The sequence below is a fragment of the Pseudomonas sp. TWI628 genome, assembly GCF_039673865.1.
Taxonomy (GTDB): domain Bacteria; phylum Pseudomonadota; class Gammaproteobacteria; order Pseudomonadales; family Pseudomonadaceae; genus Aquipseudomonas.
This window is the reverse complement of sequence record NZ_JBDJMM010000007.1, coordinates 166187-190877: the sequence shown is the minus strand read 5'-3', so window position 1 is coordinate 190877 and position 24691 is coordinate 166187. Positions and strand designations below refer to the sequence as shown.

Below are 24691 nucleotides of genomic sequence, written 5' to 3'. Positions count from 1 at the left end.
GTGAGGGGCATGTTGTTGGGTTTGGTTAAGATGGGTTATGCGGGCCTGGGCATTTTCGGGGCAATGCCCGGTAAGAGGCCCACCCAGACAACACTGCAAAAGGCACCCTCCGCGGTGCCTTTTGCACATCTGCAGAAACGCTTTACAGCCTGCCAATTCATCAGGTTAGAATCAGTTGGCACGCGACTTGCCAAGTCAAGGAGCCAAGCCCCCTTCCCGCGATATCCCGGAGTACCTGCCTTTGGATGCAAGCACCATCAACAGCCTGTTTTTGATCGGCGCATTGCTGGTGGGCGCAAGTATCCTGGTCAGCTCGCTGTCGTCGCGCCTGGGCATCCCTATTCTGGTCATCATCCTCGCTGTCGGCATGGTCGCCGGCGTGGATGGTGGCGGCATCATCTTCAACAACTACCCGACCGCCTACCTGGTGGGCAACCTGGCCTTGGCCGTGATCCTTCTCGACGGCGGCCTGCGCACGCGGGTGGCGAGCTTCCGCGTGGCACTGTGGCCGGCGCTGTCGCTGGCCACCGTCGGCGTGATGATCACCACCGCGCTGACCGGCATGGTAGCCGCCTGGCTGTTCAACCTGAGCCTGATCCAGGGCCTGCTGATCGGCGCCATCGTCGGCTCCACCGACGCCGCGGCGGTGTTTTCGCTGCTCGGTGGCAAAGGCCTGAACGAGCGGGTGACCGCCACCCTGGAAATCGAATCGGGCAGCAACGACCCGATGGCCGTGTTCCTCACCGTTACCCTGATCGACATGATCGCCAGCGGCCAGACCGGCCTGCACTGGAGCCTGCTGGGCCACTTGCTGCGCGAGTTCGGTATCGGCGGCCTGCTGGGCCTGGGCGGCGGCTGGCTGCTGCTGCAACTGGTCAACCGCATCAACCTGGCCGGTGGCCTGTACCCGATCCTGGTGGTGGCCGGCGGCCTGGTGGTGTTCTCGCTGACCAACGCCTTGCATGGCAGCGGCTTCCTCGCCGTGTACCTGTGCGGCCTGGTACTGGGCAACAAGCCGATCCGCAGCCGTCACGGCATCCTGCACATGCTCGACGGCATGGCCTGGCTGGCGCAGATCGGCATGTTCCTGGTGCTGGGGCTGCTGGTCACGCCCCACGACCTGCTGCCGATCGCCCTGCCCGCGCTGGGCCTGGCGCTGTGGATGATCCTGGTGGCGCGGCCGCTGTCGGTGGTTGCCGCACTGCTGCCGTTCAAGGCCTTCCACGGCCGCGAAAAGGGCTTCATCTCCTGGGTCGGCCTGCGCGGCGCGGTACCGATCATTCTGGCGGTGTTCCCGCTGATGGCCGGCCTGCCAGACGCCCAGCTGTTCTTCAACCTGGCGTTCTTCATCGTGCTGGTGTCGCTGCTGGTGCAAGGCACCAGCCTGCCGTGGATGGCCAAGCTGCTGAAAGTCACGGTACCGCCAGACCCGGCGCCTATTTCCCGCTCGGCGCTGGAAGTGCACGTCACCAGCGAGTGGGAGCTGTTCGTCTACCGCCTGGGTGCGGAAAAATGGTGCATCGGCGCCGCCCTGCGTGAGCTGAAAATGCCCGAAGGCACGCGGATCGCCGCGCTGTTCCGCGGCGAGCAACTGCTGCACCCGTCCGGCAGTACCGTACTGGAAGTCGGCGACATGCTTTGCGTGATCGGCCACGAACATAACCTTCCAGCACTGGGCAAACTGTTCAGCCAGGCACCGCAGCGTGGCCTGGACCTGCGCTTCTTCGGCGACTTCGTGCTCGAAGGCGATGCCGAGCTGGGCGCGGTGGCCGCACTTTATGGCCTCAAACTGGACGGCCTGGACGCGAAAATGCCACTGGCGCAGTTCATCCGACAGAAGGTCGGAGGCGCTCCAGTAGTAGGCGACCAGGTCGAATGGCACGGCACGATCTGGACCGTGGCGACCATGGACGGGAACAAGATCCAGAAAGTCGGCGTCAGATTCCCCGAAGGAACGCGACCCGGACCAGGATTGTTCCTCTAAACTCCGTTTCTGCCTGATCCACAAGTAGTCTGCCTATGTCCCTGCGCGTGTACCTTCGCACAGCCCTGCTGGGGTTGTGCCTGTCCCTTTCTTTCGCGGTCAACGCGGCAGAAGCCCCGACCACCGCCAGCATCCAGAACAGCCTCGACAAGATCGCCGAGCGCAAACTGCCCGAGGCCGACCAGAAGGCCCTGCAGCAGGTGCTCGAGCAGACCTTGAGCCTGCTCAACAGCAAGGAAGACAGCGAGAAGAAGCTGGCCGCGCTCAAGCAGCAGCTGGCCAGCGCCCCCAAGGAAACCACTGACAACCAGAAAGAACTGGCCAAGCTCAAGGAAAGCAAGCCGCAGCCGGTCGCCCAGCGCTATGCCAACCTGACCGTGCCGCAGCTCGAGCAGCTGCTCAGCGAACGCAACACCCAGCAGGGCGAGCTGCAGAGGGCGCTGTCCGAAGCCAACAGCCTGATCATCAATTCGCAGACCCGCCCGGAACGGGCCCAGGCCGAGATCAGCAACAACCAGACCCGCACCCAGCAAATCAACAACAGCCTCAAAAGCGGCAAGGACGGCGGCAAGCCGATCAACGCCGACCAGCGCAACCAGCTCATTGCCGAGCAGGCCTCGCTCAACGCGCTGACCCTGTTGCGCCGCCAGGAGCTGGCCGGCAACGGCCTCCTGCAAGACCTCGGCAACGCCCGCCACGACCTGCTGATCGAGCGCGCCGCGCGCCTGGAGCAGGAAATCCAGGACCTGCAGACGCTGATCAACGAAAAGCGCCTGGCCCAGTCCCAGCAAACCGTCACCCAGCAGTCGATCGAAGCGCAGAAGGCCGGCGGCAGCAGCCTGCTGGCCACCGAGAGCGCGGCCAACCTGAAGCTTTCCGACTACCTGCTCAAAAGCACCGACCGCCTCAACGAGCTGACCCAGCAGAACCTGCGCACCAAGCAGCAACTCGACAGCCTGACCCAGGCCGACCAGGCCCTGGATGAGCAGATCAATGTGCTCAAGGGCAGCCTGCTGCTGTCGAAGATCCTCTACAAGCAAAAGCAGGCGCTGCCGCACCTGAAGCTCGACCGCGATCTGGCCGACCAGATCGCCGATCTGCGCCTGTACCAGTTCGAGATCAACCAGCAGCGCGAGCAGATGAGCAACCCGGTGACTTACGTCGACAAGCTGCTGGCCAACCAGCCGCAGGAAGACGTCACGCCGCAACTGCGCAAGGCCCTGCTGGAAGTGGCGATCACCCGCAGTGACCTGCTCGAACGCCTGAACCGCGAGCTGTCGGCGCTGCTCAACGAATCAATCACCCTGCAGCTCAACCAGAAGCAGCTGCTGGGCACCGCCCAGGGCCTGCGCAACACCCTCGACGAGCAGATGTTCTGGATCCCCAGCAACAAGCCGCTGGACTGGGACTGGCTGCGCCTGGTGCCGGAACGCTTCCCCGAACAGGTCGCCAGCCTGCCCTGGGGCTCGGGCATCAAGGAGCTGGCCGACGGCCTGAGCCAGCGGCCGCTGCTGTTCCTGCCCCTGCTGCTGGCGATCGGCGCCCTGCTGTGGCGGCGCAAATACCTCTACCAACGGCTGGGCAAGGTGCACCAGGACATCGGCCACTTCCGCCGTGACAGCCAGTGGCACACGCCCCAGGCCATCCTGATCAACATCCTCCTGGCGATGCCGGTGAGCCTGGGCCTGGCGCTGTGCAGCTATGCCCTGCAGATCGACGCCCGCGGGCAGAACGCCAACCTCGGCGCGGCGCTGTGGCAGCTGGCCCAGGCCTGGCTGGTGTTCTACACCGCCTACCGCATCCTCGCCCCTGGCGGTGTGGCGGAAATCCACTTCCGCTGGCACAAGCCGCAGGTCGAGTTCCTGCGCGGCTGGGTTCGCCGGCTGGGTACCGTGGTGCTGGCGCTGGTCGGCGTGGTAGCGGTCGCCGAGCATCAGCCTTCGGCCCTGGCCGACGACGTGCTCGGCATCGGCGTGGTGTTGACCTGCTATGCATTGATGGCCTGGCTGCTCAGCCGCCTGCTGCTGAGCAGCCCGGCGCACCGCGATACGTCGCTGTTCCGCAGGGCCGTGGGGGTGGCCTTCACCGCCCTGCCGATCGCGCTGTTCGTGGCCGTGTGCTTCGGTTACTACTACACCGCACTGAAACTGACCGACCGGCTGATCTACACCCTGTACCTGCTGCTGTTCTGGCTGGTGATCGAAGCCGCCTTCGTCCGTGGCCTGTCGGTGGCTGCACGGCGCCTGGCCTACCAGCGCGCGTTGAGCAAGCGCCAGGCCGCCAAGGAAGGGCTGGATGGTGAAGTCATCACCGAAGAGCCGACCCTGGATATCGAGCAGGTCAACCAGCAGTCGCTGCGCCTGATCCGCCTGGCCCTGCTCGGCGGCTTCATCGCCGGCCTGTACTGGGTCTGGTCGGACCTGATCTCGGTGTTCGCCTACCTCAACAACTTCGTCCTGTACGAGTACACCAGCGGCACCGGTGCGGCCGCCAGCATGGTGCCGATCAGCCTCGGCGACCTGCTCGGCGCGCTGGTGATCGTCGGCATCACCTTCGCCCTGGCCGGCAACTTGCCGGGCCTGCTGGAAGTGCTGGTGCTGTCACGCCTGAACCTGGCCCAGGGCAGCGCCTACGCCACCACCACGCTGCTGTCGTACACCATCGTCGGTATCGGCATCGTCAGCACCCTGTCGACCCTCGGGGTGAGCTGGGACAAGCTGCAGTGGCTGGTAGCAGCGCTGTCGGTGGGCCTGGGCTTCGGCATGCAGGAGATCTTCGCCAACTTCATCTCCGGCATCATGATCCTGTTCGAGCGCCCCGTGCGGATCGGCGACACCATCACCATCGGCAACCTGTCCGGCACGGTGAGCAAGATCCGCATCCGCGCCACCACCATCACCGATTTCGACCGCAAGGACATCATCGTCCCCAACAAGACCTTCATCACCGGCCAGCTGATCAACTGGTCGCTGACCGACACGGTCACCCGGGTGACGCTGAAGCTGGGCATCGACTACGGCTCGGACCTCGACCTGGTACGCGACCTGCTGCTCAAGGGCGCCCACGAGAACCCGCGGGTGCTCAAGGACCCGGAGCCGATCGTGTACTTCCTCAACTTCGGCGAGAGCTCGCTGGACCACGAGCTGCGCATGCACGTGCGTGACCTCGGTGACCGCAACCCGACGCTGGACGAGATCAACCGCTACATCAACCGCGAGTTCAAGGCCCACAACATCAAGATCTCGGTACGCCAGGTCGAGGTGTTCCTGATGGATGCCAAGGGTGGCAAGCAGCAGTTGATCGCGACAGAGCAACCTAAACCGGATGGCACTGCACCGGCCTGAGTGGGCTCGAATGCTTTATTCTGTGCTGAATCTCAGGAGCAGCCCGTGAAAGCCCTCGACCAACTCACCTTCGACAACCGCTTCGCCCGCCTGGGCGATGCGTTCTCCACCCAGGTCCTGCCCGAGCCGATCGCCGAGCCGCGCCTGGTGGTGGCGAGCGAGTCGGCCATGGCCCTGCTCGACCTCGACCCTGCACAGGCTGAACTGCCGGTGTTCGCCGAGCTGTTCAGCGGCCACAAGCTGTGGGAACAGGCCGACCCGCGTGCGATGGTCTATTCCGGCCACCAGTTCGGCTCCTACAACCCGCGCCTGGGCGATGGCCGCGGGCTGCTGCTGGCCGAAGTGCTGAATGACCAGGGCGAGCACTGGGACCTGCACCTGAAGGGCGCCGGCCAGACGCCCTATTCGCGCATGGGCGACGGCCGCGCCGTGCTGCGCTCGTCGATCCGCGAGTTCCTCGCTTCAGAGGCCCTGCACGCGCTGGGCATCGCCACCAGCCGGGCGCTGTGCGTGATCGGTTCGAGCACCCCGGTGTGGCGCGAAACCCGCGAGAGTGCGGCAATGCTCACCCGCTTGGCGCAGAGCCATGTGCGTTTCGGCCATTTTGAATACTTCTACTACACCAAGCAGCCGGAACAGCAGCGTGTGCTGATCGACCACGTGCTGGAGCAGCACTACCCAGAGTGCCGCGATGCCGAGCAGCCTTACCTGGCCATGTTCCGCACCATCGTCGAGCGCAACGCCGAGCTGATCGCCCGCTGGCAGGCCTATGGCTTCTGCCACGGGGTGATGAACACCGACAACATGTCGATCCTCGGCATCACCTTCGATTTCGGCCCGTTCGCCTTCCTCGACGACTTCGACGCCAACTTCATCTGCAACCACTCGGACGACCGTGGCCGCTACAGCTACGCCAACCAGGTGCCGATTGCCCACTGGAACCTCAGCGCCCTGGCCCAGGCCCTGACCACGGTGATCGAAGTGGAACCGCTCAAGGAAGCGCTGGGCCTGTTCCTGCCGCTGTACCAGGCGCACTACCTCGACCTGATGCGTCGGCGCCTGGGCCTGACCAGCGCAGAAGACGACGACATGGCGCTGGTCGAGCGCCTGCTGCAGCGTATGCAGAGCGGCGGCGTGGACTACAACCTGTTCTTCCGCAAGCTGGGTGACCAGCCTGTCGCCGAAGCGTTGAAGGTGGTACGCGATGACTTCATCGACCTCGCCGGCTTCGATGCCTGGGGCGCGGATTACCTGGCCCGTTGCGAGCGCGAGAGCGCTAATGCCGAAGGCCGCCGTGAGCGGATGCATGCGGTGAACCCGCTGTATGTGCTGCGCAATTACCTGGCGCAGAAGGCCATCGAAGCGGCCGAAGCTGGGGATTACAGTGAAGTACGCCGCCTGCATAAGGTGCTGAGCCAGCCGTTCGAGGAGCAAGCCGGCATGCAGGCCTATGCCGAGCGCCCACCTGAGTGGGGCAAGCACTTGGAAATCAGCTGTTCTTCATAATCTTCAAGGAACCGACATGTCCGACCCACTGGTAATCCCCTGCCCCCACTGCAACGGCCTCAACCGCCTGCCGGCGGCACGCCTGGGTGACGCCCCGAAATGCGGCCGCTGCAAACAGGACGTGCTGCTGAGCACGCCCTTCGAGCTCAGCGAGGCCAACTATGCCAGCCAGATCAAGGGCGACCTGCCGCTGCTGATCGATGTCTGGGCCGACTGGTGCGGCCCGTGCAAGTCCTTTGCCCCGACCTTCGAGCAGGCCGCCCGCCAGCTCAGCGGCCGCTGCCGCCTGGCCAAGCTCGACAGCGAAGCCAACCGCAACCTCGCCGGGCAACTGGGCATCCGCTCGATTCCCAGCCTGATCCTGTTCAGGAACGGCCGCGAAATCGGTCGCCAGGCCGGGGCGTTTCCGCTCCAGTCGTTGCTGGAGTGGGTGCGTAGCCAAGGGGTTTAAAGTGCATGCCTTGAGCTGTTTGGTGCCTGTGAGATCGAGCGCCGCCCGCGCGGCGCTCGATTTCACAGGCACTGAAGATCTTCAGCCATTCTCCTCAAGCAGCGAGTGCAGCTCGACAAACTGCTGTGTCAGCTTGTGCCGCGGTTCCAGGTGAATCAGTGGCAGGCTGGCGTGGTGCGATTCGCGCATCTTCACCGAGCTGCCCAGGTACACCGGTAGCACCGGCAGCCCTTCGGCCAGCAGCTCGTCGAGCATCTGCTGCGGCAGGCTGGCGCGGGACTGGAACTGGTTGACCACGATGCCTTCGACCACCAGGTCTTCGTTGTGGTCGTCCTTGAGCTCTTCGATTTCAGCCAGCAGGCCGTACAGCGCCTGACGCGAGAAACTGTCGCAGTCGAAGGGGATCAGCACACGATCAGCGGCGATCAATGCGGAAACCGCATAGAAATTGAGCGCCGGCGGCGTGTCGATGTAAATCCGCTCGTAGTCCTCGTCCAGCTCATCGAGCAACTTACGCAGCTTGTTGATCTTGTGCTTGGCTTCCAGCTTGGGCTGCAGGTCGGCCAGCTCCGCCGTGGCAGTGACCACATGCAGGTTATCGAACGGAGTTTCGTAGATATCGACCTTGTTCTTCTTGCTGAACGGTCCGCTGGACAGGCTCTGCTTGAAGAAGTCGGCAATGCCCATGGGGATGTCGTCGCCGGTCAGGCCGGTCAGGTACTGGGTCGAGTTGGCCTGGGCATCCAAGTCGATCAGCAGGGTCCGATAACCTTCGCTGGCGCTCACTGCCGCCAGGTTGCAAGCGATGCTCGACTTGCCCACGCCACCTTTCTGATTGAACACCACGCGCCGCATGATTGACCTCCGTGTATCAACGAATGCCCGAGTATGTGGCGGCGCAGCGGCAATGGCCAGTGCCATTTGCCCATTCGCTGGCACAGCGCGGGAACATCACTGCTGGCCCGCCATCAGCCCCTTCAGCAACTCGGCAAACGCCCGCGCCATCGCCGAACCCCCGCGCTCGCGCTGCACCAGCCACACTGCCGACATCGCCCCTTCATCCAGCAGCGTGCGGTACACCACGCCTTCGATGCGCATACGCTGGAACGACGCCGGCAGCACCGAGACCCCAAGCCCCGCCGACACCAGGCCGATGATGGTCATCGCCTCCCCCGCCTCCTGGGAGAAATGCGGGCTGAACCCGGCCTGGCGCGCCAGGCTCAACAGCTGCGCATGCAACCCGCTGCCATAGCTGCGCGGGAAGAACACGAACGGTTCATGGGCCAGGGCAGCCATGTGCACGCCCTGTTCCGTGCCTTCGGCCAACGGGTGCGAGGCGTTGATCACCGCCACCAGCGGCTCGCGGAACAGCTCGGTAGCCACCAGGCCTTCCGGCAACGGCATCGGCCGCATCAGGCCGACCTCGATGGATTCGTCGAACACCCCTTCGGCGACATCCCGGCTGCTCATTTCCTTGAGGTTCAGGTGTACTGCGGGGAAACGCTGGCGAAAGGCATGAATGGCCTTGGGGATCTTCGAGGTGAACGGCGCCGACGACGTGAAACCAATCTTCATCTCGCCCAGCTCACCCAACTGTGCACGCCGCGCCACATCGGCCGCCTTCTCCACCTGCGCCAGCACCTGTCGCGCCTCTTCAAGGAACAGCCGGCCAGCCTCGCTCAGCTCGACCCGACGATTGGTCCGCTCGAACAGACGGGCGCCCAGCTCCTGCTCCAGCGCCTGGATCTGCTGGCTCAATGGCGGCTGGGAGATACCCAGTTGCTGGGCCGCGCGGCCGAAGTGCAGCTCTTCGGCAACGGCGATGAAGTAACGCAAATGGCGCAGTTCCATGACGGGCTCCAATTAGGTCGATAAACGTCTCAAATAGGTCGAACAATATATTGGATCTAATCATTAGCCAGCTATATGCTTTTTTCATTGCGCCAGAGGTACCGCCCGTGAAAACTGCTGTAGCCCCCCTTCCTGCCGGCCCAGAACCTGCCCCCCTGAACGACATGTGGATCGAAAAAGGCACCCCCGCCTTCATGCAGACCGTGCTGGCCCTGTTCAGCGGCGGCTTCGCCACGTTCGCCCTGCTGTACTGCGTGCAGCCGATGATGCCGCTGCTGTCGAAGGAGTTTTCCATCAACGCGGCGCAGAGCAGCCTGGTGCTCTCGGTATCGACTGCGATGCTGGCGTTCGGCCTGTTGATCACCGGCCCGATCTCCGACCGCATCGGCCGCAAGCCGGTGATGGTCTTTGCCCTGGTTTGCGCCGCCCTGTCGACCCTGGCCAGCGCGGTGATGCCGAGCTGGGAACTGGTGCTGGCCACCCGCGCTCTGGTGGGCTTGTCGCTGAGCGGCCTGGCGGCGGTGGCAATGACCTACCTGAGCGAAGAAATCCACCCGCAGCACATCGGCCTGGCCATGGGCCTGTACATTGGTGGCAATGCCATCGGCGGAATGAGCGGGCGACTGATCACCGGTGTACTGATCGATTTTGTCAGCTGGCACACGGCGATGCTGACCATCGGCGGCCTGGCCCTGGTGGCGGCGCTGGTGTTCTGGAAAGTGCTGCCCGAATCGCGCAACTTCCGACCACAGTTGATGAACCCGCGTAGCCTGCTGGACGGTTTCGTCATGCACTTCAAGGATGCCGGGCTGCCTTGGCTGTTCCTCGAAGCCTTCTTGTTGATGGGCGCCTTCGTCACCCTGTTCAACTACATTGGCTACCGCTTGTTGGCCGAGCCTTACCACATGAACCAGGCGCTGGTCGGGTTGCTGTCGGTGGTGTACCTGTCGGGTATCTACAGCTCGGCGCAAGTCGGCGCACTGGCTGACAAGCTAGGCCGGCGCAAGGTGTTCTGGGCCAGTATTGTCGTAATGGCTGGCGGCCTGCTGATGACCCTGGCCACCCCGCTGGCGCTGGTGATCGTCGGCATGCTGGTGTTCACCTTCGGCTTCTTCGGTGCGCATTCGGTGGCCAGCAGCTGGATCGGCCGCCGGGCGCTGAAGGCCAAGGGGCAGGCTTCGTCGCTGTACCTGTTCAGCTATTACGCAGGGTCCAGCGTGGCCGGTACGGCGGGTGGGGTGTTCTGGCACCAATGGGGCTGGAACGGGATTGGCTTGTTCATTGGCGGATTGCTGACGGTGGCGTTGCTGGTGGCCCTGCATTTGAGCAAGTTGCAACCCAAAGCAACCTGAAAGGCCGAGGCATCATGCCTCGGCCAGCATCATCACGAAGCGCGCCTGAAGCAGCTCGCCTTCGGCTTGCAGCTGCAGGTTGAGCGGTTTGCCACCCTCCTGCTCCAGTAGGTGCAACCAGGCCAGCACGGCCGCAGCAGCCCCCTCCAGGCTGATATCCACCTGCCCGGACCTGGCCTCCAGGCTGGTGATACGCAGGCCCGCAGCCTTGGCGCGCTCGTTTAAACCTGCAGGTGTCTGTACCTCGACGGTGGTTGGCGACCGAGGCGGCCCCTGCACGACTCGCTGCAGTTGGGCACCCAGCTCATGCTCACGCGCCAGGTCTCGCTCAGCCTGTTGCAGGCGGGCCTGGCCCGGCACCCAGAGTAGCTGGCAGATCGCTATCAAGGCCAGGCCCCATAAAGCGACCTTCAATTGCGTGCGCCGGTTGGGTGATAGCTGTTGCCACTGGCGTACCAACGCAGTTTCTCTCCAATACTTCATTCAGCCTCCCGCCAGGACAGGGTCGCCCGCACCCCTTGATCGGCCTGTCGTCCCTGTTCCATCCGCATACCGGGAACACGTGTGCCAAGCCTTTCGAGATCGTCAAAGCCCTGGGCGACAACCTCGACGCGCCAGCCTTGCTCAGACGTCGATTCAGCCCGCTCGATCACCACATTGCCAACGCCGACCAGTTGTTCCGAGAGCAGTGCCAGCTGCTCGACCGTAGTCGCATGCCTTGGGCGGTGTTCGAGTAACCTGATTCGCGTAGCCAGGTCGCCACCCGGAGGCTGCTCAGGCGCCCAGCGCTGCAAAACCCGAACATTCTCGGCATGCAGCCGTGATGCTTGCTGCATGAGCCACTGCGCACGCACGTGATCGACCAGGCAAACCATCAGTAAAGCCAGCACCACACCGCTTGCCAGGCCTCGCCATGCCGGCAGCATACGCCGCCGACGCAGTGCACCTTGGCGCAAGTCCACAGCACCAGCATTGCCTTGCATCAGGATGTCCACTGCACTGGCGATCGGCTGATCACTGTCCGCTGCACCTGCTGAGCCTGCCTCGGCCATCCAGGGCAAGGATGCATATTTCTGCTTCAGTGCCTGTGCGGCCTGGGCACTCAGAGCCAGGCAAGAGCCCTTGCTGCCCCCCAGCAACCATCGCCCCTCGAACCACAGGGCGCATGCCCGCTCGGCACTCAGCAGGTCGGCATCAACGTATACCGCGATGGGGTCGATGCCCTGTTGCTGAAGCCTCGACATCAGCTGGCGCAAACATTCCAGCGCTATCACCCATACCTTGCGCCGGCCCTCTTCATCTACTGGCCCGAACGCCAGGTGCAGCGCCTCCAAGGGCGCTGCCAGCTGTTCTTCCGCTGCATAGCCCAACGTCTCCCGACTGGGGCGCCTGCCCGGTATCGGCCCGATCACGCAGCACCCCGTCAGCTCCATCGGCAACACGAGCACCACCGCAGCAGCGGCCAACTCGGGCGGCAAGCTGCCCAACTCTGACCGGTACTGGTGGCCCTGCGCTGTGCGTACGAGCACCGGCCATGCTCCATCGTCTTCGACCACGCCCCCGGCCAGCAAAAACAGATAAACATCACTCAACTTGCAGGTGCTCCGGTTGTGCAGAAAAAAGCCGACGCAGCACACGCACCTGATGCGTGCTCGGGTCGATTTCAAGGTCGCTGTACAGATAACCAAGGTTGCCTTGCAACGCTGCTCGTACCTCCAGACGGTACCAGCGGCTCGTCACCGACAACCCATGGCTGTCGATGCCAAGCCCCACCAGCTGTGGTTGCGCCAGAAACTGCTGAACGCTGGCATAGCCCTCTTCGGGCCGCCGGCCCATCACGCTTCGTGCAACAGAGGCATCCACGCCTTCAAGGCCTTCAAGTACCCGTGCCAGGGCGGTATTGACGTTGAGCCCAGCCTGGGGGGGCAGCGCCACGATCCAGGGCTGCAAACGTGCCATCACCTGCGCATCGACGCCCGGCAAGACGCGCAGCTGGCTGGGGTCGAGCATGCGCTGCCCGGCCAAGGGTTCCAGCACCGGCACCTCGATCTGCAGGGCGTGGCACAACCGCTGCCAACGTTCGAACAACACAGGGTCGAGGGTTTTTCGTGCGGTCAGCGCAGCGATATTGAAGCGCCCGGAAAGGTCCTCCAGGCGCAGCCGAACTTGCCCCTGCTCAAGGTCCAGCAAACGGGTTTGCGCCCAGGGCTGACCGCCATGGGTCACCTGCAGCAAGGTCGCAGCCTGCTGTTTCAGCTGCTTCAAAGCATGCCGCTCGCCAGCATGGGCGAGTTGCAGCAAGCGCGAGGCGTCGATCTGCTGCCGGACGCTGCCCAGCATCCCCTGGTGGCTACGCAGCATGCTGGCAACCAGCAGGGTCGACAGTGCCATTACCAACAGAACCGTGATGAGCGCCACGCCCTGCTGCCCCGAGTTTTTCACAGGCTTGCCCCCGCCAGAGGCAGCACTCGGCGAATCCCCTGAAAGCGCTGGGTCGACAGGGTGATTTCAAGTGCCTGGGGCGGTTGCGCAGCCACCCAGTTGGATACCCATCCGCTTTCTGGACCATACAGCCGCCAGCGCAGATCCTCGATACCTTCGAGCAGCCGTTGTGGGCGTACCTGCCCGTGCTCCAGTGTCCGTCGCTGGCGCCACAACACACCGTCCTCCAGCCAATACTCGACCACCCGCAGATCGCTGCGCGGCAACGATTGTCGATCACGTTCTGCGCCAAGCAACCAGCTCACCCGCTGCGGCGTCAGCAATACACCGTAACCAGCCCCCCTCTTGCTGATCGCGGGCCAGTACCCTTGCAATGCATCCCGCTGCATCACACTCATTGCCCGCCCCAGTGCACGCAATTCTTCGGCCTGGGCCTGACGTGCGGCATCTGCCCGTACCAAGGCAGCCAACAATTGGCTGGTACCCGCCGCCAGCAAGGCAAAGAGGGCGATGGCCAGCAACAGCTCCAGCAGGGTAAAGCCGCGCTGGATACGGGCTGACTCACTGCGTTGCATCGGCAACCTCCATCCAGCCTACCGCGTGGTGAAGCGGCTGGCGGTCCGATGCCAGGCTAACGCTCACGCCCACTTCGACGAGTGCCAAACCCGCCTGATGACGCCGCGACTCGACGATGAGCCAGGTGCGCTGATCGAACTGGACCTCCTGGGTGCGGCGCTGTGCAGTCGCAGGCGCAGTCGCATGCAAGCGAAGCTCGTTGAGGTGGTTATCGGCGATCCAGCTGGCGAACAGGCGATCACGCATACCCTGCGACTGTGCCAGGACCTGCTGGCTGGCGGTGGTCACTGCTGCGGCCAGTACGGCGAATACCGACAGCGCCACCAGCACTTCCAGCAACGTGAACCCACGTTCAGCGTTCGAGCCAGGGGGCATTGAGGCCATCGCTTGATAGTTGCGCAAGGCCGACACCCGCCTCATCGAATGACAACGAGAACGGGGTGTACTCGTCGTTACGGGCAAACACCAATTGCGCAGCATCGCCTGGCCCGGCAAGCATCACCGGGAAGCCGTCGATACTCAGGCGCAGGTCCAGGCCAGTGTCCCGGCGCGGCCCTGCTGCTGCCCATTTGTTGCCGAATGCCCTCATCAGCTGATAGCCGCGGGCATCGATCTGCACACCCATCTCCTGCCCCTCCAGCACCGCCTGCTGCCTGGCATGCTCGACCAGTTGCAGGAACAACCCGGCCTCCTGGCTGGCCAGGCGTTGCGGGTCGCGCCCCAACTGCAACCCGGCCATGCCCATGACAACGCCTGCCAGCAATAGCACCAGCAACATTTCCAGCAGGGTGAAGCCTTTCGAGCGGCGCAGGGTCATTCGGCCCAGTTACCGATATCGGCATCCGCCTCTTCACCGCCGGGCTGGCCGTCGGCGCCAAACGAGAACAGGTCGAACCCCTGCCCCGATCGCGTACCAGGGTTGCTGTATTGATAAGGCATGCCCCAAGGGTCCAGCGCCCGGCTCTTGAGGTAACCCTGGGCATTCCACTGGCGTGGCAAGGGTGCAACGGTCGGGCGCCGGATGAGCGCCTCCAGGCCTTGGGCGGTGGTCGGATAGCGCCCGTTGTCCAGGCGGTATATTTCCAGGGCCGTGGAGATTGACTGGATATCGGTACGCGCCGCCGTGAACTTGGCATGGTCCGGGCGGCTCATCACGTTGGGCAGCACCAACGCGCCGAGCACACCCAGAATGATGACCACCACCATGATTTCGATGAGCGTGAAGCCACGCTGCGCATGACGTGCAAAGCCAGAAGACATATCAGTTGACCAGTTGGTTGAGGTTGAGAATGGGCAGCAGGATGGCCAGCACGATGAACAGCACGATGCCACCCATCAGCAACAGCATCAGGGGTTCGCACAGGCTCACCAGGAGGGTTATACGACCAGCCAGTTGCCTGGCCTGGAGCTCGGCGGCACGTTCGAGCATGCTGTCCAGTTCCCCGGCACGCTCACCACTGGCGATCATGTGCAGCATCAGTGCGGGCATGCTCTGGCTACGTGCCAGGCTGTGGGCCAGCGTTGCGCCTTCACCCACTTCACGCACCGCGGTTTGCAAGCGCTCGCGTAAAACCAGATTGCCCACCACGTCGGCAGCGATGTTCATGGCATCGACCAGCACAACACCGCTGCGGCCAAGAATCGCCAAGGTACTGATGAAGCGCGCAGCCTCGCTGGCTAGCACAAAGCTGGCGTAACCTGGCAGGCGCAGTGCCATGGCATGCCATTGCCTTCGCCTCGCAGGCGCGCGCAACAGCAAGACAGCACCGGTAACGCCTGCCAGCAGCACCAGCAAGGCCAGCAAGCCGAAGCGGCCAAAAGCATCGCTGAGTGCAATCAGCACCTGGGTCGCCAGCGGCAACTGTGCCTGGTCGCGGGCGAAGGCCTGCACCACGTCCGGCACTACATAACCGAGCAGAAAACCCACCACCAGCAGCGCGACGATCGTCAGTATCAACGGGTAGAGCATCGCCAATTGCACTTTCTGACGCAGGGCCTGCTGATCTTCGCCATGCCCCGCCAGACGCTCCAATACCCCTGCCAAGTGCCCGGAGCGCTCCGCCGCCTCGACCGTGGCGCGGTAAACCAGCGGAAAGGCCAATGGGTAATGGGCCAGTGCATTGGCAAAGGTATTACCTTCGGCGACTCGCTCAGCCACGCCAAGCAACACCTGCCTGGCCTGACGCTGGCCACTTTGCGCCGCCACCGCCTGTAGCGCTTCGGTCAACGGCATGCCCGCCTGCAACAGCGTTGCCAGCTGCCGGGTCAGCAAACAGCGGCGCGCCAGGGAAAGACGATTGCCCGCAACCAGGGCGGCAAGTGGCGAAGGCTTTAAAAGCTCGATCGTCATGACCGACCAACCCTGCTCGCGCAACTGCTGCCGGGCCTGACGCGCACTAGCTGCCTCTAGCGTGCCGCGCTGGCGAGCGCCATCCTGGCGTTGGGCCTGATACCGGAAGATCGCCATGTTCAGTCCTGGCCCGTCACGCGCAGCAATTCTTCAATACTGGTCTGCCCTTGGCAGACACGTTGAACGCCATGCTGAAACAGGCTGGTCGTGCCCGGGCGAAGTAGATCCTGCATCTGTGCCAACGATGCGCGGCCGTGGATGGCCTGCGCCAGCTGCGGGGTAATGACGACCATCTCATGCAATGCCAAGCGCCCGCTGTAGCCCAGCTGGCACAGCTCACAACCTACAGCCTGGTAAAGCTGCTGCGGCAGGCCGTCAGGGTTGCCAAGGGTGCTGGCGGTGGCGTCGTCCACCTCGTATGCGGCCTTGCAGTGCGGGCACAACACACGCACCAGGCGCTGTGCCATGACACCGGCAAGGGAGGATGCCAGCAGGCAGGTATCCACCCCCATGTCCGCCAGCCGCGTGATGGCGCCCAAAGCACTGTTGGTATGCAGGGTCGACAACACCAGATGGCCTGTCAGCGATGCCTGCACGGCAATATCTGCAGTTTCCCGGTCACGAATCTCCCCGACCATGACGACGTCCGGATCCTGCCGCAGGATCGCCCGAAGCCCACGGGCAAAGGTCATGTCGACCTTGCTGTTGACCTGGGTCTGGCCGATACCGGGCAAGTGGTATTCGACCGGGTCTTCGACGGTGAGGATATTGCGCGACTCACGGTTCAATACCGAAAGTGCCGTATACAGCGTGGTGGTCTTGCCCGAGCCAGTCGGGCCTGTCACCAGGAAAATGCCGTGGGGTTTGTCCAGCAAGGCCAGGAATGCGTTCTGCACCGAGGGTTGCATCTGCATGTGCTGCACATCCAGACGCACAGCCTGCTTGTCCAGCAAGCGCAGCACCACCCTTTCCCCATGGGCCGCTGGCAAGGTGGACACACGCACATCCACCTCATGGCCGGCCAGCCGCAGGCTGATGCGGCCATCCTGTGGCACGCGCTTTTCGGCAATGTCCAGACGCGCCATGACCTTGATCCGCGACACCAGCAAGGCCGCGAGCGCTCGGGGCGGCGACAGCACTTCGCGCATGACCCCATCGACGCGCATGCGAACGCGCAACTGCTGTTCGAACGTTTCCAGGTGGATATCGGAAGCGCGCGACCTGACCGCTTCGCTGAGCAAGGCATTGAGCAAACGGATGATCGGCGCATCATCCTGCTGATCGAGCAAGTCGCTGGTCTGCGGCAACGCCTCAGCCAGGCGTGACAGGTCGATGTGCTCATCCAGCCCCTGGATCACCGACTGCGCTGCATCCTGGGCGCCGCCGTAACAAGCAGCCAGGTGCTCTGCAAACTGGTCGCCATCCACCAGGCGCAGTGGCCAGTGATGCCCAACGATACGCAGCGCCTCGGAGAGTGATGCCAAGGCGGCATCGTCACGCATCATCAGGGTGGGCTCGGCTGCCTGCCGGTCCAGCAAAATGCCATGACGCCGGGCGAAGCCGAATGGAAGCAAAGGGTTCAAGGCTATGGCTCCCGGCCTTCCAGCATCGGCCGCGCTTCGAACAGCCTGCGGGGATCCTGAGGCACGTGCACCGGGTCGGAGGCGCGAACATCATCGTAGGCACGACGCCCGGACTCCACCCATTCGGCCTGGGTGCGCAAAATGGTAGGGCGCAGGAACACCATGAGATTGGTCTTTTCCTGGGTATCCCGGGTCCAGCGGAACAAGCCACCCAGCAGAGGAATACGGCTGAGCAACGGCACGCCACGCTGCTCTGTGCGCACACTGTCCTTGATCAGGCCACCGATCACGATGATTTCGCCGTCCGCCGCGAGGATGGTGCTCTTGAGTGTTCGCTTGCTGGTAATCAGGTCACCTTCGAGCGTGCTGGGTGCCAGTTCCGAGCTTTCCTGCTCGACCTCAAGGCGCAGGCTTCGGCCTTCGTTGATGTGCGGGCGAACCTTGAGGCTGATGCCGATATCCTTGCGCTCCACGGTGGTGAACGGGTTATCCGCGCCATTGCCGGACGTGGTGTACGAGCCTGTCTTGAACGGCACGTTCTGCCCCACCAGGATCTGCGCTTCCTGGTTGTCGAGCGTGAGCAGGCTGGGGGTGGACAGCAGGTTGCTACGGCTGTTGCTGGCCAATGCGGAAACCAGCAGGCCAAAGCGGTCAGAGCCTAGCGCCAGCGCCGCGCCACTGGGCAGTGCCTTGTCCGCCCCCAGCACATCGGCCAACAGCGCACCGCTGTCCGGGAATGTCACCCCGCCCCTGAGGCTGCCGGTGTCCACCCCCCACTGCAATCCCAAGGCCTCATTGATATCGCCACTGACTTCGACGATGGCCGCGTGTATCAACACCTGTGCGCGGGGCTGGTCCAATTGCTCGATGATCTGCACCACGCTCCCCAGCGTCTTGGGTTCGCCCAGCAGCACCAAGGCGTTCTGGCTGGTATCTGCCTTGACCATCGCCCCGGTCGCGAGCGGCTGGCCCAAGGCTTCTGTGCCCGGCTTGCCATCCAGCCGCTTGCCCACTTCACCGAGCACCTCGGCCAGCTGCTCGGCATTACCATGTTGAAGGCGCACCACGCGCCAGTTATGCGAATTTTCAGGTGTCGGCACATCCAGCTCGCGGGCCAGTCGTGCCAACCGTTGGCGGGACTTTTCCGGCCCCAGCACAAGCAGGCGATTGCCACGCGTATCGGCCAGTACCCGCACGCCGCTGTCCGGGCTGCCTGCCGAAGCCTCGACGACAGGCAATACATCGGCGGCTTGCGCTGTATGCAGCGTTACCAGCTCATAGTCATGCCGCTGACCGCTGTCCAGTTGGCGCACCAGAGCCTGCAAACGCTCGAGGTTGGCAGCCGAGTCGGTGACGACCAGGGCATTGGCGGAGCTGGACGGGCCGATATAGCCGTTGCTCGACACCAGTGGCCTCAGCAGGCCGGCCAGGTCGGCGGCAGTGCTGCCAGACAGGCTGAATACTCGTGTGGTAAATGCAGAAGGAATCGCATCGACCTGCTGGTTGGCCCAGGCTTTGGCTTCACTTGCCGGCAACACCAGCAAGCGGTCACCATCGTTCACTGCGGCAAAGCCTTGCGCATTCAAGACCGAGTAAAACAACCTCCGTACGCCTTCACGGTCGTGCGCCTCATTGGACAGTACGGTGATGCGCCCTTGCACACGTGGGTCAAGCACGATTGTCTGATCAAGAATGGCTCCGACTTCGCGCACCACATCGCGCACATCGGCATCGCTCATCGCCAATTGCCAGGTTGGCGCATCAGCCAGGGCCAGTGGGCAGGTCAAGCTCAGGCAAGCCCCGAGTGAGGCTGCCCGCAAGTAACGTTGAAATCTCATTGCACCTCCCGCAACAGGCGGGGTGATTCGGCAGTGGCAGGAACGCGCACGGCGTTACTGCCAGATTGAACGAAGACGTTGGCGCCGCCGCCGGACAAGGTCAGGATTTCCTCACGCCCGTCGACCCAAAGGGTGATCGCTCCCACGTCGATTCGGCGCAGCACGCTGCCACCCGGCAAGCGGTCGCCCACGCCATAGAAGCTGTCACCCTCGCGGCTTCCCACCAACGCACGGGTTTGGCCGCGACTGGGGATGAAACAAGCCTTGAGCACCAACCCGGCCTGGCTTGCTAGCCGCTCCTCTGGCTCGCTGAAGCCAAAGGCCAATGCCAGGGTCGCCGTCGGCAATGGCTGTTGCGCGGGTAATACACGGGCAACACTGTCTTGCCCGACAGGTTCAACCAAGGCTGGGCGCGTGGCTTCGCGCCAGGCCAGCATGACCAACGCCAGCAGAGGGATTGCTACCCAGGACAAGACAGAAGAATGCTTCATTGGCTCAGGGCAGCATTCGACTAACCACGCGCCGCCCGGCAAACTCATGGATGGCGACTGCCCCTACGTGCACCACCACGGCCAAAGCCAAGGCGACGTTTGCTGCGATATGCAGCATGAACCAGGCGCTTAGCCAGAACGGATCCGTCAGCCAGGGCTCGATTGCAAACCAGCCAAATACGTCAATTGCACGGTCCATCATCAGCACGCCTGAAGCCAGCACGGACGCGGTAAGCCAGTAGATGCCTTCGTGAACAACATGCGCTATGCGCCGAACCCAGGGGTTTTCGTTCAGCGCGCACGGCCTTGGCTTCAGGTAGCGCATCAACCAACGCAGCAGAAAGACCGGGATAAACAGTGTCGTCAGACCAACATTCACGAAACCGACCCACTGTGCTGTGGCGGGTTCGACCGTAAAGCCTGACACGTAAAAGCCACTTACCAGCGCCCAGACGATCACCAAGGCAGAAACCCAGTGCAATAGCATCTGCTGCCAGCAATAAGTGTGTTGTTGCATAAGAAATACCGTGACACGGCCCGGCATGCCCCATCGGGCTGCCAGGCCGCACTCCTTTTAGCGCTTGATCCAGGCGTCTTGCCAGTTGCTGCCTACACCGGGCTCATAATGGTTGGCATTTGCCGAATAGCTCTTGCACCAACCCTCGAACGGGAATGGCTTGCACTCGAATATCTCACCGGTCTTGGGCTGCAAGACAAGCGTGCCTTCCTTGTAGCTGGCAATCGATTGAGGGAATTCGAAATCGTAGCCTTCAGCAGCGGCTTTGAGCGCAACATCACGTTGTTCTTGCAGCAACACGCGCTGCGCCTTGTCGACACCAACGACCTTGAGCGTGTGCGGGCCCTCGACGCCGGTGGCTTCCAGCACCAACTTGCCAGTGCCATTGACCTGCTCGCGAACATAGCCGACCTGCTTGTTGTCAGCATCGAACAACCGCGCGCTGACCTGCAGGTTCTTGTTGCTCATGACGGTGAAGTCGAGGGTGGTCTTACCGTCCTTGAGCTGGTACTCAGGCTTCAGGTCATGCAAATGCATGTAACCAGGCTCTGGGGTCGCGGCGTCGATCTCCAGTTCGAAACTGGTGATGCCACTTTCGCTCTTGGCATAGAGCGTATTGGCGCCTTGCACAGGCTCGAAGTCGCCATCCGCGTTAGGCTTGCCAGCTCGCACGAGCGCTTGGGTTTCATTGATACGGCTGGCCAATTTGTACGCCCAGTTGAAGGCAGTGCCTTCCTCGGCATGCTCAATGGCGATAGACGTACTGAACTGCTTACTTTCCGTACCATTCACAAATGCGCGGACCTTGACCTTGTCGCCAACTTCCAGGTCTCGATGCGGGTTGATTGCGCCAACTGCAGGCCATTCCGGCGCGGGCCCACCTTCAGCCTGGATGTCGACGTCGATCACATTGTGGAATGCGGCAGCGGTGTCGGCGATTGTCCACAGCCCCAGAACGACATGGTGCCCGGTGCGATCGGCTGGCAATGTACAGTGGTGCTTTTCAGGCGCCGGGCCTCTGCCCGCATGGTTGCCGCCAGTCGCAAACTTGCCATGACCGTCCACAGTGCAGAACGGTTTGCTTTCGAATGCCTCTCGAGCCAGCGGCGCATTTGGATTCCAGCCTGACTTGGTAATGAAGTACTCCCACTTGGTGGTCGGGTGTCCAGTGGTGTAATACCAGTCAAAGGTGATTTCACGGTCGAGAATAGGTGTCAGGTGCCAGCGAGCGGCTGACTGCTCGTCAACCAAAGCGAAATCAGCGCGCGCGCCACCGCTTGCGATCTTGCCATCCACGGGGCCGAGTTGAGGAAACCCTTTTGCGGCCTCACCTACAGATTGCGGCTCGTAAATCGGCTGGCCACACTCGGTGTTCAGACCTAGCTGGCAGGCATATGCCCGCGATGGCGGTTCACTGGCATAACCATGCGCATTGGCCAACTGGGCATGCACGCCCGCACCGGCAACTGCCAGCCATAGGCCGCTGGCAGCAAACCTTCGCAGGTTCTTTCTTGTACTCATGACGCACTCCGGACTACTTGAGCTTGCGTCGGGGAGGCCCGACAGAAGTGCGCGAGTCTAAGGAAGGCCATGGCGCCAATATGTAAGAAAAGGTCTGAAGCTGTTCAGGCTTCTCTTTTTCGGCTTGATGGCGTCGATTTCCTCGGTGTAAGCGTCGTATTGAACGCAACAAAAAGCCCGGCACTTGGCCGGGCTGTTCGTTTCAGCGCACTTACTGGTGGTACTGCGCCGACAGTTCATGCACCGCGTTGATGAATACGCCTGCGTGTTCCGGGTCGACTTCCGGGGTGATGCCGTGGCCGAGGTTGAACACGTGGCCAGTGCCCTTGCCATAGCTGGCCAGGATGCGCGCCACTTCCTTGCGGATGGCTTCTGGCTTGGCGTAAAGCACGGTCGGGTCCATGTTGCCCTGCAGGGCTACCTTGTCACCGACGCGGCGGCGAGCGTCGCCGATTTCACACGTCCAGTCCAGGCCCAGCGCGTCAGCGCCGGCTTCGGCGATGCTTTCCAGCCACAGCCCGCCATTCTTGGTGAAGAGGATCACCGGCACCTTGCGCCCGTCGTGCTCGCGAATCAGGCCGCTGACGATCTTGCGCATGTAGGCCAGGGAGAACTCCTGGTAGGCCGCTGCCGACAGGTTGCCACCCCAGGTATCGAAGATCTGCACCGCCTGGGCGCCGGCAAGGATCTGGCCGTTGAGGTAGCTGGTGACCGATTGGGCCAGCTTGTCCAGCAGCAGGTGCAGGGCTTGCGGGTTGTCGTAAGCCATCGCCTTGGTCTTGCGGAAGTCCTTCGACGAGCCGCCTTCGACCATGTAGGTGGCCAAGGTCCAGGGGCTACCGGAGAAACCGATCAGCGGCACCCGGCCGTTGAGCTCGCGGCGGATGGTGCTGACCGCGTCCATCACGTAGCCGAGGTCTTTCTGCGGGTCAGGGATCGGCAGCGCTTCGATGTCGGCCGGGGTGCTGATGACCTTCTTGAAACGCGGGCCTTCGCCGGTTTCGAAGTATAGGCCCAGGCCCATGGCGTCCGGGATGGTGAGGATGTCCGAGAACAGGATCGCCGCGTCCAACGGGTAGCGTTCCAGCGGCTGCAGGGTAACCTCGCAGGCGAACTGCGGGTTCATGCACAGGCTCATGAAATCACCGGCCTTGGCGCGGCTGGCGCGGTACTCCGGCAGGTAGCGGCCGGCCTGGCGCATCATCCAGACAGGGGTGACGTCAACGGGTTGCTTGAGCAGCGCACGCAGGAAACGATCGTTCTTCAGGGCAGTCATGTCGGCATCCGGAAAAATAGTGCGGGCATTTTCTCAGACGCCAGCGCAAAAGGCACGGTCAAGACCATGCGTTTTGTCTATTGGGTGCCACAGATCAAACGATTTTGTATACAAAAATGCCTGGGGCCGCAAAGCGGCCCCAGCAATCGATCAGACTTCGAGGTAGTCCAGGATACCTTCGGCAGCGTTACGGCCTTCGAAGATCGCCGTCACCACCAGGTCCGAACCGCGCACCATGTCGCCACCGGCGAACACTTTCGGGTTGCTGGTCTGGTGCTTGAACTTGGCTTTCTCCGGCGCTACCACGCGGCCTTGGCTGTCCAGCTGGATGCCATGCTGCTCGAACCACGGTGCCGGGCTTGGGCGGAAGCCGAAGGCGATCACCACGGCGTCGGCCGGCAGGATCTCTTCGGAGCCCGGGATCGGCTCGGGGCTGCGACGGCCACGGGCATCCGGCTCGCCGAGACGGGTCTCGACCACCTTCACGCCTTCGACCTTGTCCTCACCGACGATGGCGATGGGCTGGCGGTTGTAGAGGAACTTCACGCCTTCTTCCTTGGCGTTCTTCACCTCTTTGCGCGAACCCGGCATGTTGGCTTCGTCACGGCGATAGGCGCAGGTCACCGACTTGGCGCCCTGGCGGATCGAAGTGCGGTTGCAGTCCATCGCGGTGTCACCACCGCCCAGCACCACGACCTTCTTGCCTTGCATGTCGACGAAGTCTTCCGGCGACTTCTCGAAACCGAGGTTGCGGTTGACGTTGGCGATCAGGAAGTCCAGCGCATCGTGCACGCCAGGCAGGTCCTCACCCGGGAAACCACCCTTCATGTAGGTGTAGGTGCCCATGCCCATGAACACCGCGTCGTATTCGGCGAGCAGCTGTTCCATGGTGATGTCCTTGCCCACCTCGGTGTTCAGGCGGAACTCGATGCCCATGCCGGTGAAGACTTCGCGACGATTGCTCAGCACGGTCTTTTCCAGCTTGAACTCGGGAATGCCGAAGGTCAGCAGGCCGCCAATTTCCGGGTTCTTGTCGAACACCACCGGAGTCACGCCACCACGCACCAGCACGTCGGCACAGCCCAGGCCCGCCGGGCCGGCACCGATGATGGCGACGCGCTTGCCGGTTGGCTTGACCTTGGACATGTCCGGGCGCCAGCCCATGGCGAAGGCGGTGTCGGTGATGTACTTCTCCACCGAACCGATGGTCACCGCGCCGAAACCGTCATTCAGGGTGCAGGCACCTTCGCACAGACGGTCCTGCGGGCACACACGGCCGCACACTTCCGGCAAGGTGTTGGTCTGGTGCGACAGTTCGGCCGCAGCCAGGATATTGCCTTCGGACACCAGCTTCAGCCAGTTGGGGATGAAGTTGTGTACCGGGCACTTCCACTCGCAATACGGGTTGCCGCAGCCCAGGCAACGGTGCGCCTGCTCCACGGACTGCTGCGGCTTGAACGGTTCGTAGATTTCCACGAACTCCTTCTTGCGCTGGCGCAGCAGCTTTTTCTTGGGGTCCTTGCGGCCCACTTCGATGAACTGGAAGTCGTTGTTCAGACGTTCAGCCATTTTTCAAAACCTCTTTACAGCAGCTGCAAGCTACAAGCTG

At 62.9% G+C, this 24691-nt stretch carries 22 protein-coding genes; 5 read left to right on the top strand and 17 right to left on the bottom strand.

The annotated features are described in order from the left end of the window. Positions 1–241 precede the first annotated feature (241 nt). The 4 genes from ABE528_RS07870 to trxC are packed head-to-tail and all read left to right on the top strand — an operon-like array spanning position 242 to position 7285. Positions 242–1984: a potassium/proton antiporter gene (locus tag ABE528_RS07870; RefSeq protein WP_103446049.1), complete on the top strand. Its 1743-nt coding sequence runs from the start codon at positions 242–244 to the stop codon at positions 1982–1984. Positions 1985–2019: 35 nt separating this feature from the next. After that, complete coding sequence (mscK, locus tag ABE528_RS07865; protein WP_152955576.1) at positions 2020–5328, top strand: mechanosensitive channel MscK; 3309 nt, start codon at positions 2020–2022, stop codon at positions 5326–5328. A 45-nt stretch (positions 5329–5373) separates the two neighbouring features. Then, positions 5374–6834, top strand: coding sequence for a protein adenylyltransferase SelO (locus ABE528_RS07860; RefSeq protein ID WP_346652604.1), 1461 nt, complete (start codon positions 5374–5376; stop codon positions 6832–6834). 16 nt (positions 6835–6850) lie between these two features. Continuing rightward, the gene (gene trxC / locus ABE528_RS07855) at positions 6851–7285 is read left to right on the top strand and encodes a thioredoxin TrxC (RefSeq protein WP_346652603.1); all 435 of its coding nucleotides are present in this window, start codon (positions 6851–6853) and stop codon (positions 7283–7285) included. A gap of 81 nt (positions 7286–7366) precedes the next feature. Here the strand turns inward: trxC and ABE528_RS07850 are convergent, their stop codons facing one another. Both ABE528_RS07850 and ABE528_RS07845 read right to left on the bottom strand, forming a co-directional pair. Continuing rightward, positions 7367–8140, bottom strand: coding sequence for a ParA family protein (locus ABE528_RS07850; protein ID WP_346652602.1), 774 nt, complete (start codon positions 8138–8140; stop codon positions 7367–7369). A gap of 96 nt (positions 8141–8236) precedes the next feature. Next, the gene (locus ABE528_RS07845; RefSeq protein ID WP_152955572.1) at positions 8237–9136 is read right to left on the bottom strand and encodes a LysR family transcriptional regulator; all 900 of its coding nucleotides are present in this window, start codon (positions 9134–9136) and stop codon (positions 8237–8239) included. Positions 9137–9300: 164 nt separating this feature from the next. Between ABE528_RS07845 and ABE528_RS07840 the strand changes: the two genes are divergently transcribed. Beyond that, positions 9301–10488 carry an MFS transporter gene (locus ABE528_RS07840; RefSeq protein WP_152955571.1) on the top strand — a complete coding sequence of 396 codons (1188 nt, stop codon included), beginning with the start codon at positions 9301–9303 and terminating at the stop codon, positions 10486–10488. Positions 10489–10500: 12 nt separating this feature from the next. On the opposite strand, the gene gspM is transcribed toward ABE528_RS07840, so the two are convergent. From gspM to ABE528_RS07765, 15 genes are all read right to left on the bottom strand, one after another. After that, positions 10501–10971, bottom strand: a complete 471-nt coding sequence (gene gspM, locus ABE528_RS07835; RefSeq protein WP_152955570.1) for a type II secretion system protein GspM — start codon at positions 10969–10971, stop codon at positions 10501–10503. Then, positions 10968–12080 carry a type II secretion system protein GspL gene (gene gspL, locus ABE528_RS07830; protein WP_346652601.1) on the bottom strand — a complete coding sequence of 371 codons (1113 nt, stop codon included), beginning with the start codon at positions 12078–12080 and terminating at the stop codon, positions 10968–10970. The genes gspM and gspL overlap by 4 nt, the downstream gene beginning before the upstream one ends. Further along, a complete protein-coding gene (locus ABE528_RS07825; protein WP_346652600.1) occupies positions 12073–12879 on the bottom strand; it encodes a type II secretion system protein GspK in 807 nt (268 codons plus the stop codon). The genes gspL and ABE528_RS07825 overlap by 8 nt, the downstream gene beginning before the upstream one ends. 47 nt (positions 12880–12926) lie before the next feature. After that, complete coding sequence (gspJ, locus tag ABE528_RS07820) at positions 12927–13505, bottom strand: type II secretion system minor pseudopilin GspJ (RefSeq protein WP_346652599.1); 579 nt, start codon at positions 13503–13505, stop codon at positions 12927–12929. Next, the gene (gene gspI / locus ABE528_RS07815) at positions 13492–13881 is read right to left on the bottom strand and encodes a type II secretion system minor pseudopilin GspI (RefSeq protein ID WP_152955566.1); all 390 of its coding nucleotides are present in this window, start codon (positions 13879–13881) and stop codon (positions 13492–13494) included. The genes gspJ and gspI overlap by 14 nt, the downstream gene beginning before the upstream one ends. Beyond that, positions 13859–14323, bottom strand: a complete 465-nt coding sequence (locus ABE528_RS07810; RefSeq protein WP_346652598.1) for a GspH/FimT family protein — start codon at positions 14321–14323, stop codon at positions 13859–13861. Before ABE528_RS07810 ends, gspI begins: the two co-directional genes overlap by 23 nt. Next, positions 14320–14766, bottom strand: a complete 447-nt coding sequence (gene gspG / locus ABE528_RS07805) for a type II secretion system major pseudopilin GspG (protein ID WP_152955564.1) — start codon at positions 14764–14766, stop codon at positions 14320–14322. Before gspG ends, ABE528_RS07810 begins: the two co-directional genes overlap by 4 nt. A 1-nt stretch (position 14767) precedes the next feature. Continuing rightward, a complete protein-coding gene (gspF, locus tag ABE528_RS07800) occupies positions 14768–15973 on the bottom strand; it encodes a type II secretion system inner membrane protein GspF (protein WP_346652597.1) in 1206 nt (401 codons plus the stop codon). 2 nt (positions 15974–15975) lie between these two features. After that, positions 15976–17439 (bottom strand): type II secretion system ATPase GspE, encoded by a 1464-nt coding sequence (gspE, locus tag ABE528_RS07795; RefSeq protein WP_346652596.1) that lies wholly within the window; start codon positions 17437–17439, stop codon positions 15976–15978. A gap of 2 nt (positions 17440–17441) precedes the next feature. Continuing rightward, positions 17442–19277, bottom strand: a complete 1836-nt coding sequence (gene gspD / locus ABE528_RS07790) for a type II secretion system secretin GspD (RefSeq protein WP_346652595.1) — start codon at positions 19275–19277, stop codon at positions 17442–17444. Then, positions 19274–19750: a hypothetical protein gene (locus tag ABE528_RS07785; RefSeq protein WP_346652594.1), complete on the bottom strand. Its 477-nt coding sequence runs from the start codon at positions 19748–19750 to the stop codon at positions 19274–19276. Before ABE528_RS07785 ends, gspD begins: the two co-directional genes overlap by 4 nt. 22 nt (positions 19751–19772) lie before the next feature. Next, on the bottom strand, positions 19773–20285 hold the full coding sequence (locus ABE528_RS07780; protein WP_152955559.1) for a cytochrome b/b6 domain-containing protein: 513 nt from the start codon (positions 20283–20285) through the stop codon (positions 19773–19775). Positions 20286–20342: 57 nt separating this feature from the next. Beyond that, entirely contained in the window at positions 20343–21806 is a 1464-nt protein-coding gene (gene gbpA, locus ABE528_RS07775) for an N-acetylglucosamine-binding protein GbpA (RefSeq protein ID WP_152955558.1), read from the bottom strand. Between the two features lie 211 nt (positions 21807–22017). After that, positions 22018–23082, bottom strand: a complete 1065-nt coding sequence (gene hemE / locus ABE528_RS07770) for a uroporphyrinogen decarboxylase (RefSeq protein WP_152955557.1) — start codon at positions 23080–23082, stop codon at positions 22018–22020. A 150-nt stretch (positions 23083–23232) separates the two neighbouring features. Next, positions 23233–24651, bottom strand: coding sequence for an FAD-dependent oxidoreductase (locus tag ABE528_RS07765; protein ID WP_060484277.1), 1419 nt, complete (start codon positions 24649–24651; stop codon positions 23233–23235). Positions 24652–24691: the final 40 nt, after the last annotated feature.

Coding starts and splice junctions, on each gene's coding strand:
- mscK (WP_152955576.1), top strand. CDS start 2,020: ATGTCCCTGCGCGTGTACCTTCGCACAGCCCTGCTGGGGTTGTGCCTG.
- ABE528_RS07780 (WP_152955559.1), bottom strand. CDS start 20,285: ATGCAACAACACACTTATTGCTGGCAGCAGATGCTATTGCACTGGGTT.
- gspJ (WP_346652599.1), bottom strand. CDS start 13,505: ATGCAACGCAGTGAGTCAGCCCGTATCCAGCGCGGCTTTACCCTGCTG.
- hemE (WP_152955557.1), bottom strand. CDS start 23,082: ATGACTGCCCTGAAGAACGATCGTTTCCTGCGTGCGCTGCTCAAGCAA.
- ABE528_RS07845 (WP_152955572.1), bottom strand. CDS start 9,136: ATGGAACTGCGCCATTTGCGTTACTTCATCGCCGTTGCCGAAGAGCTG.
- gspD (WP_346652595.1), bottom strand. CDS start 19,277: ATGAGATTTCAACGTTACTTGCGGGCAGCCTCACTCGGGGCTTGCCTG.
- ABE528_RS07765 (WP_060484277.1), bottom strand. CDS start 24,651: ATGGCTGAACGTCTGAACAACGACTTCCAGTTCATCGAAGTGGGCCGC.
- ABE528_RS07810 (WP_346652598.1), bottom strand. CDS start 14,323: ATGACCCTGCGCCGCTCGAAAGGCTTCACCCTGCTGGAAATGTTGCTG.
- ABE528_RS07840 (WP_152955571.1), top strand. CDS start 9,301: ATGTGGATCGAAAAAGGCACCCCCGCCTTCATGCAGACCGTGCTGGCC.
- gbpA (WP_152955558.1), bottom strand. CDS start 21,806: ATGAGTACAAGAAAGAACCTGCGAAGGTTTGCTGCCAGCGGCCTATGG.
- ABE528_RS07825 (WP_346652600.1), bottom strand. CDS start 12,879: ATGGCACTGTCGACCCTGCTGGTTGCCAGCATGCTGCGTAGCCACCAG.
- gspI (WP_152955566.1), bottom strand. CDS start 13,881: ATGCCCCCTGGCTCGAACGCTGAACGTGGGTTCACGTTGCTGGAAGTG.
- gspM (WP_152955570.1), bottom strand. CDS start 10,971: ATGAAGTATTGGAGAGAAACTGCGTTGGTACGCCAGTGGCAACAGCTA.
- trxC (WP_346652603.1), top strand. CDS start 6,851: ATGTCCGACCCACTGGTAATCCCCTGCCCCCACTGCAACGGCCTCAAC.
- ABE528_RS07850 (WP_346652602.1), bottom strand. CDS start 8,140: ATGCGGCGCGTGGTGTTCAATCAGAAAGGTGGCGTGGGCAAGTCGAGC.
- gspF (WP_346652597.1), bottom strand. CDS start 15,973: ATGGCGATCTTCCGGTATCAGGCCCAACGCCAGGATGGCGCTCGCCAG.
- gspG (WP_152955564.1), bottom strand. CDS start 14,766: ATGTCTTCTGGCTTTGCACGTCATGCGCAGCGTGGCTTCACGCTCATC.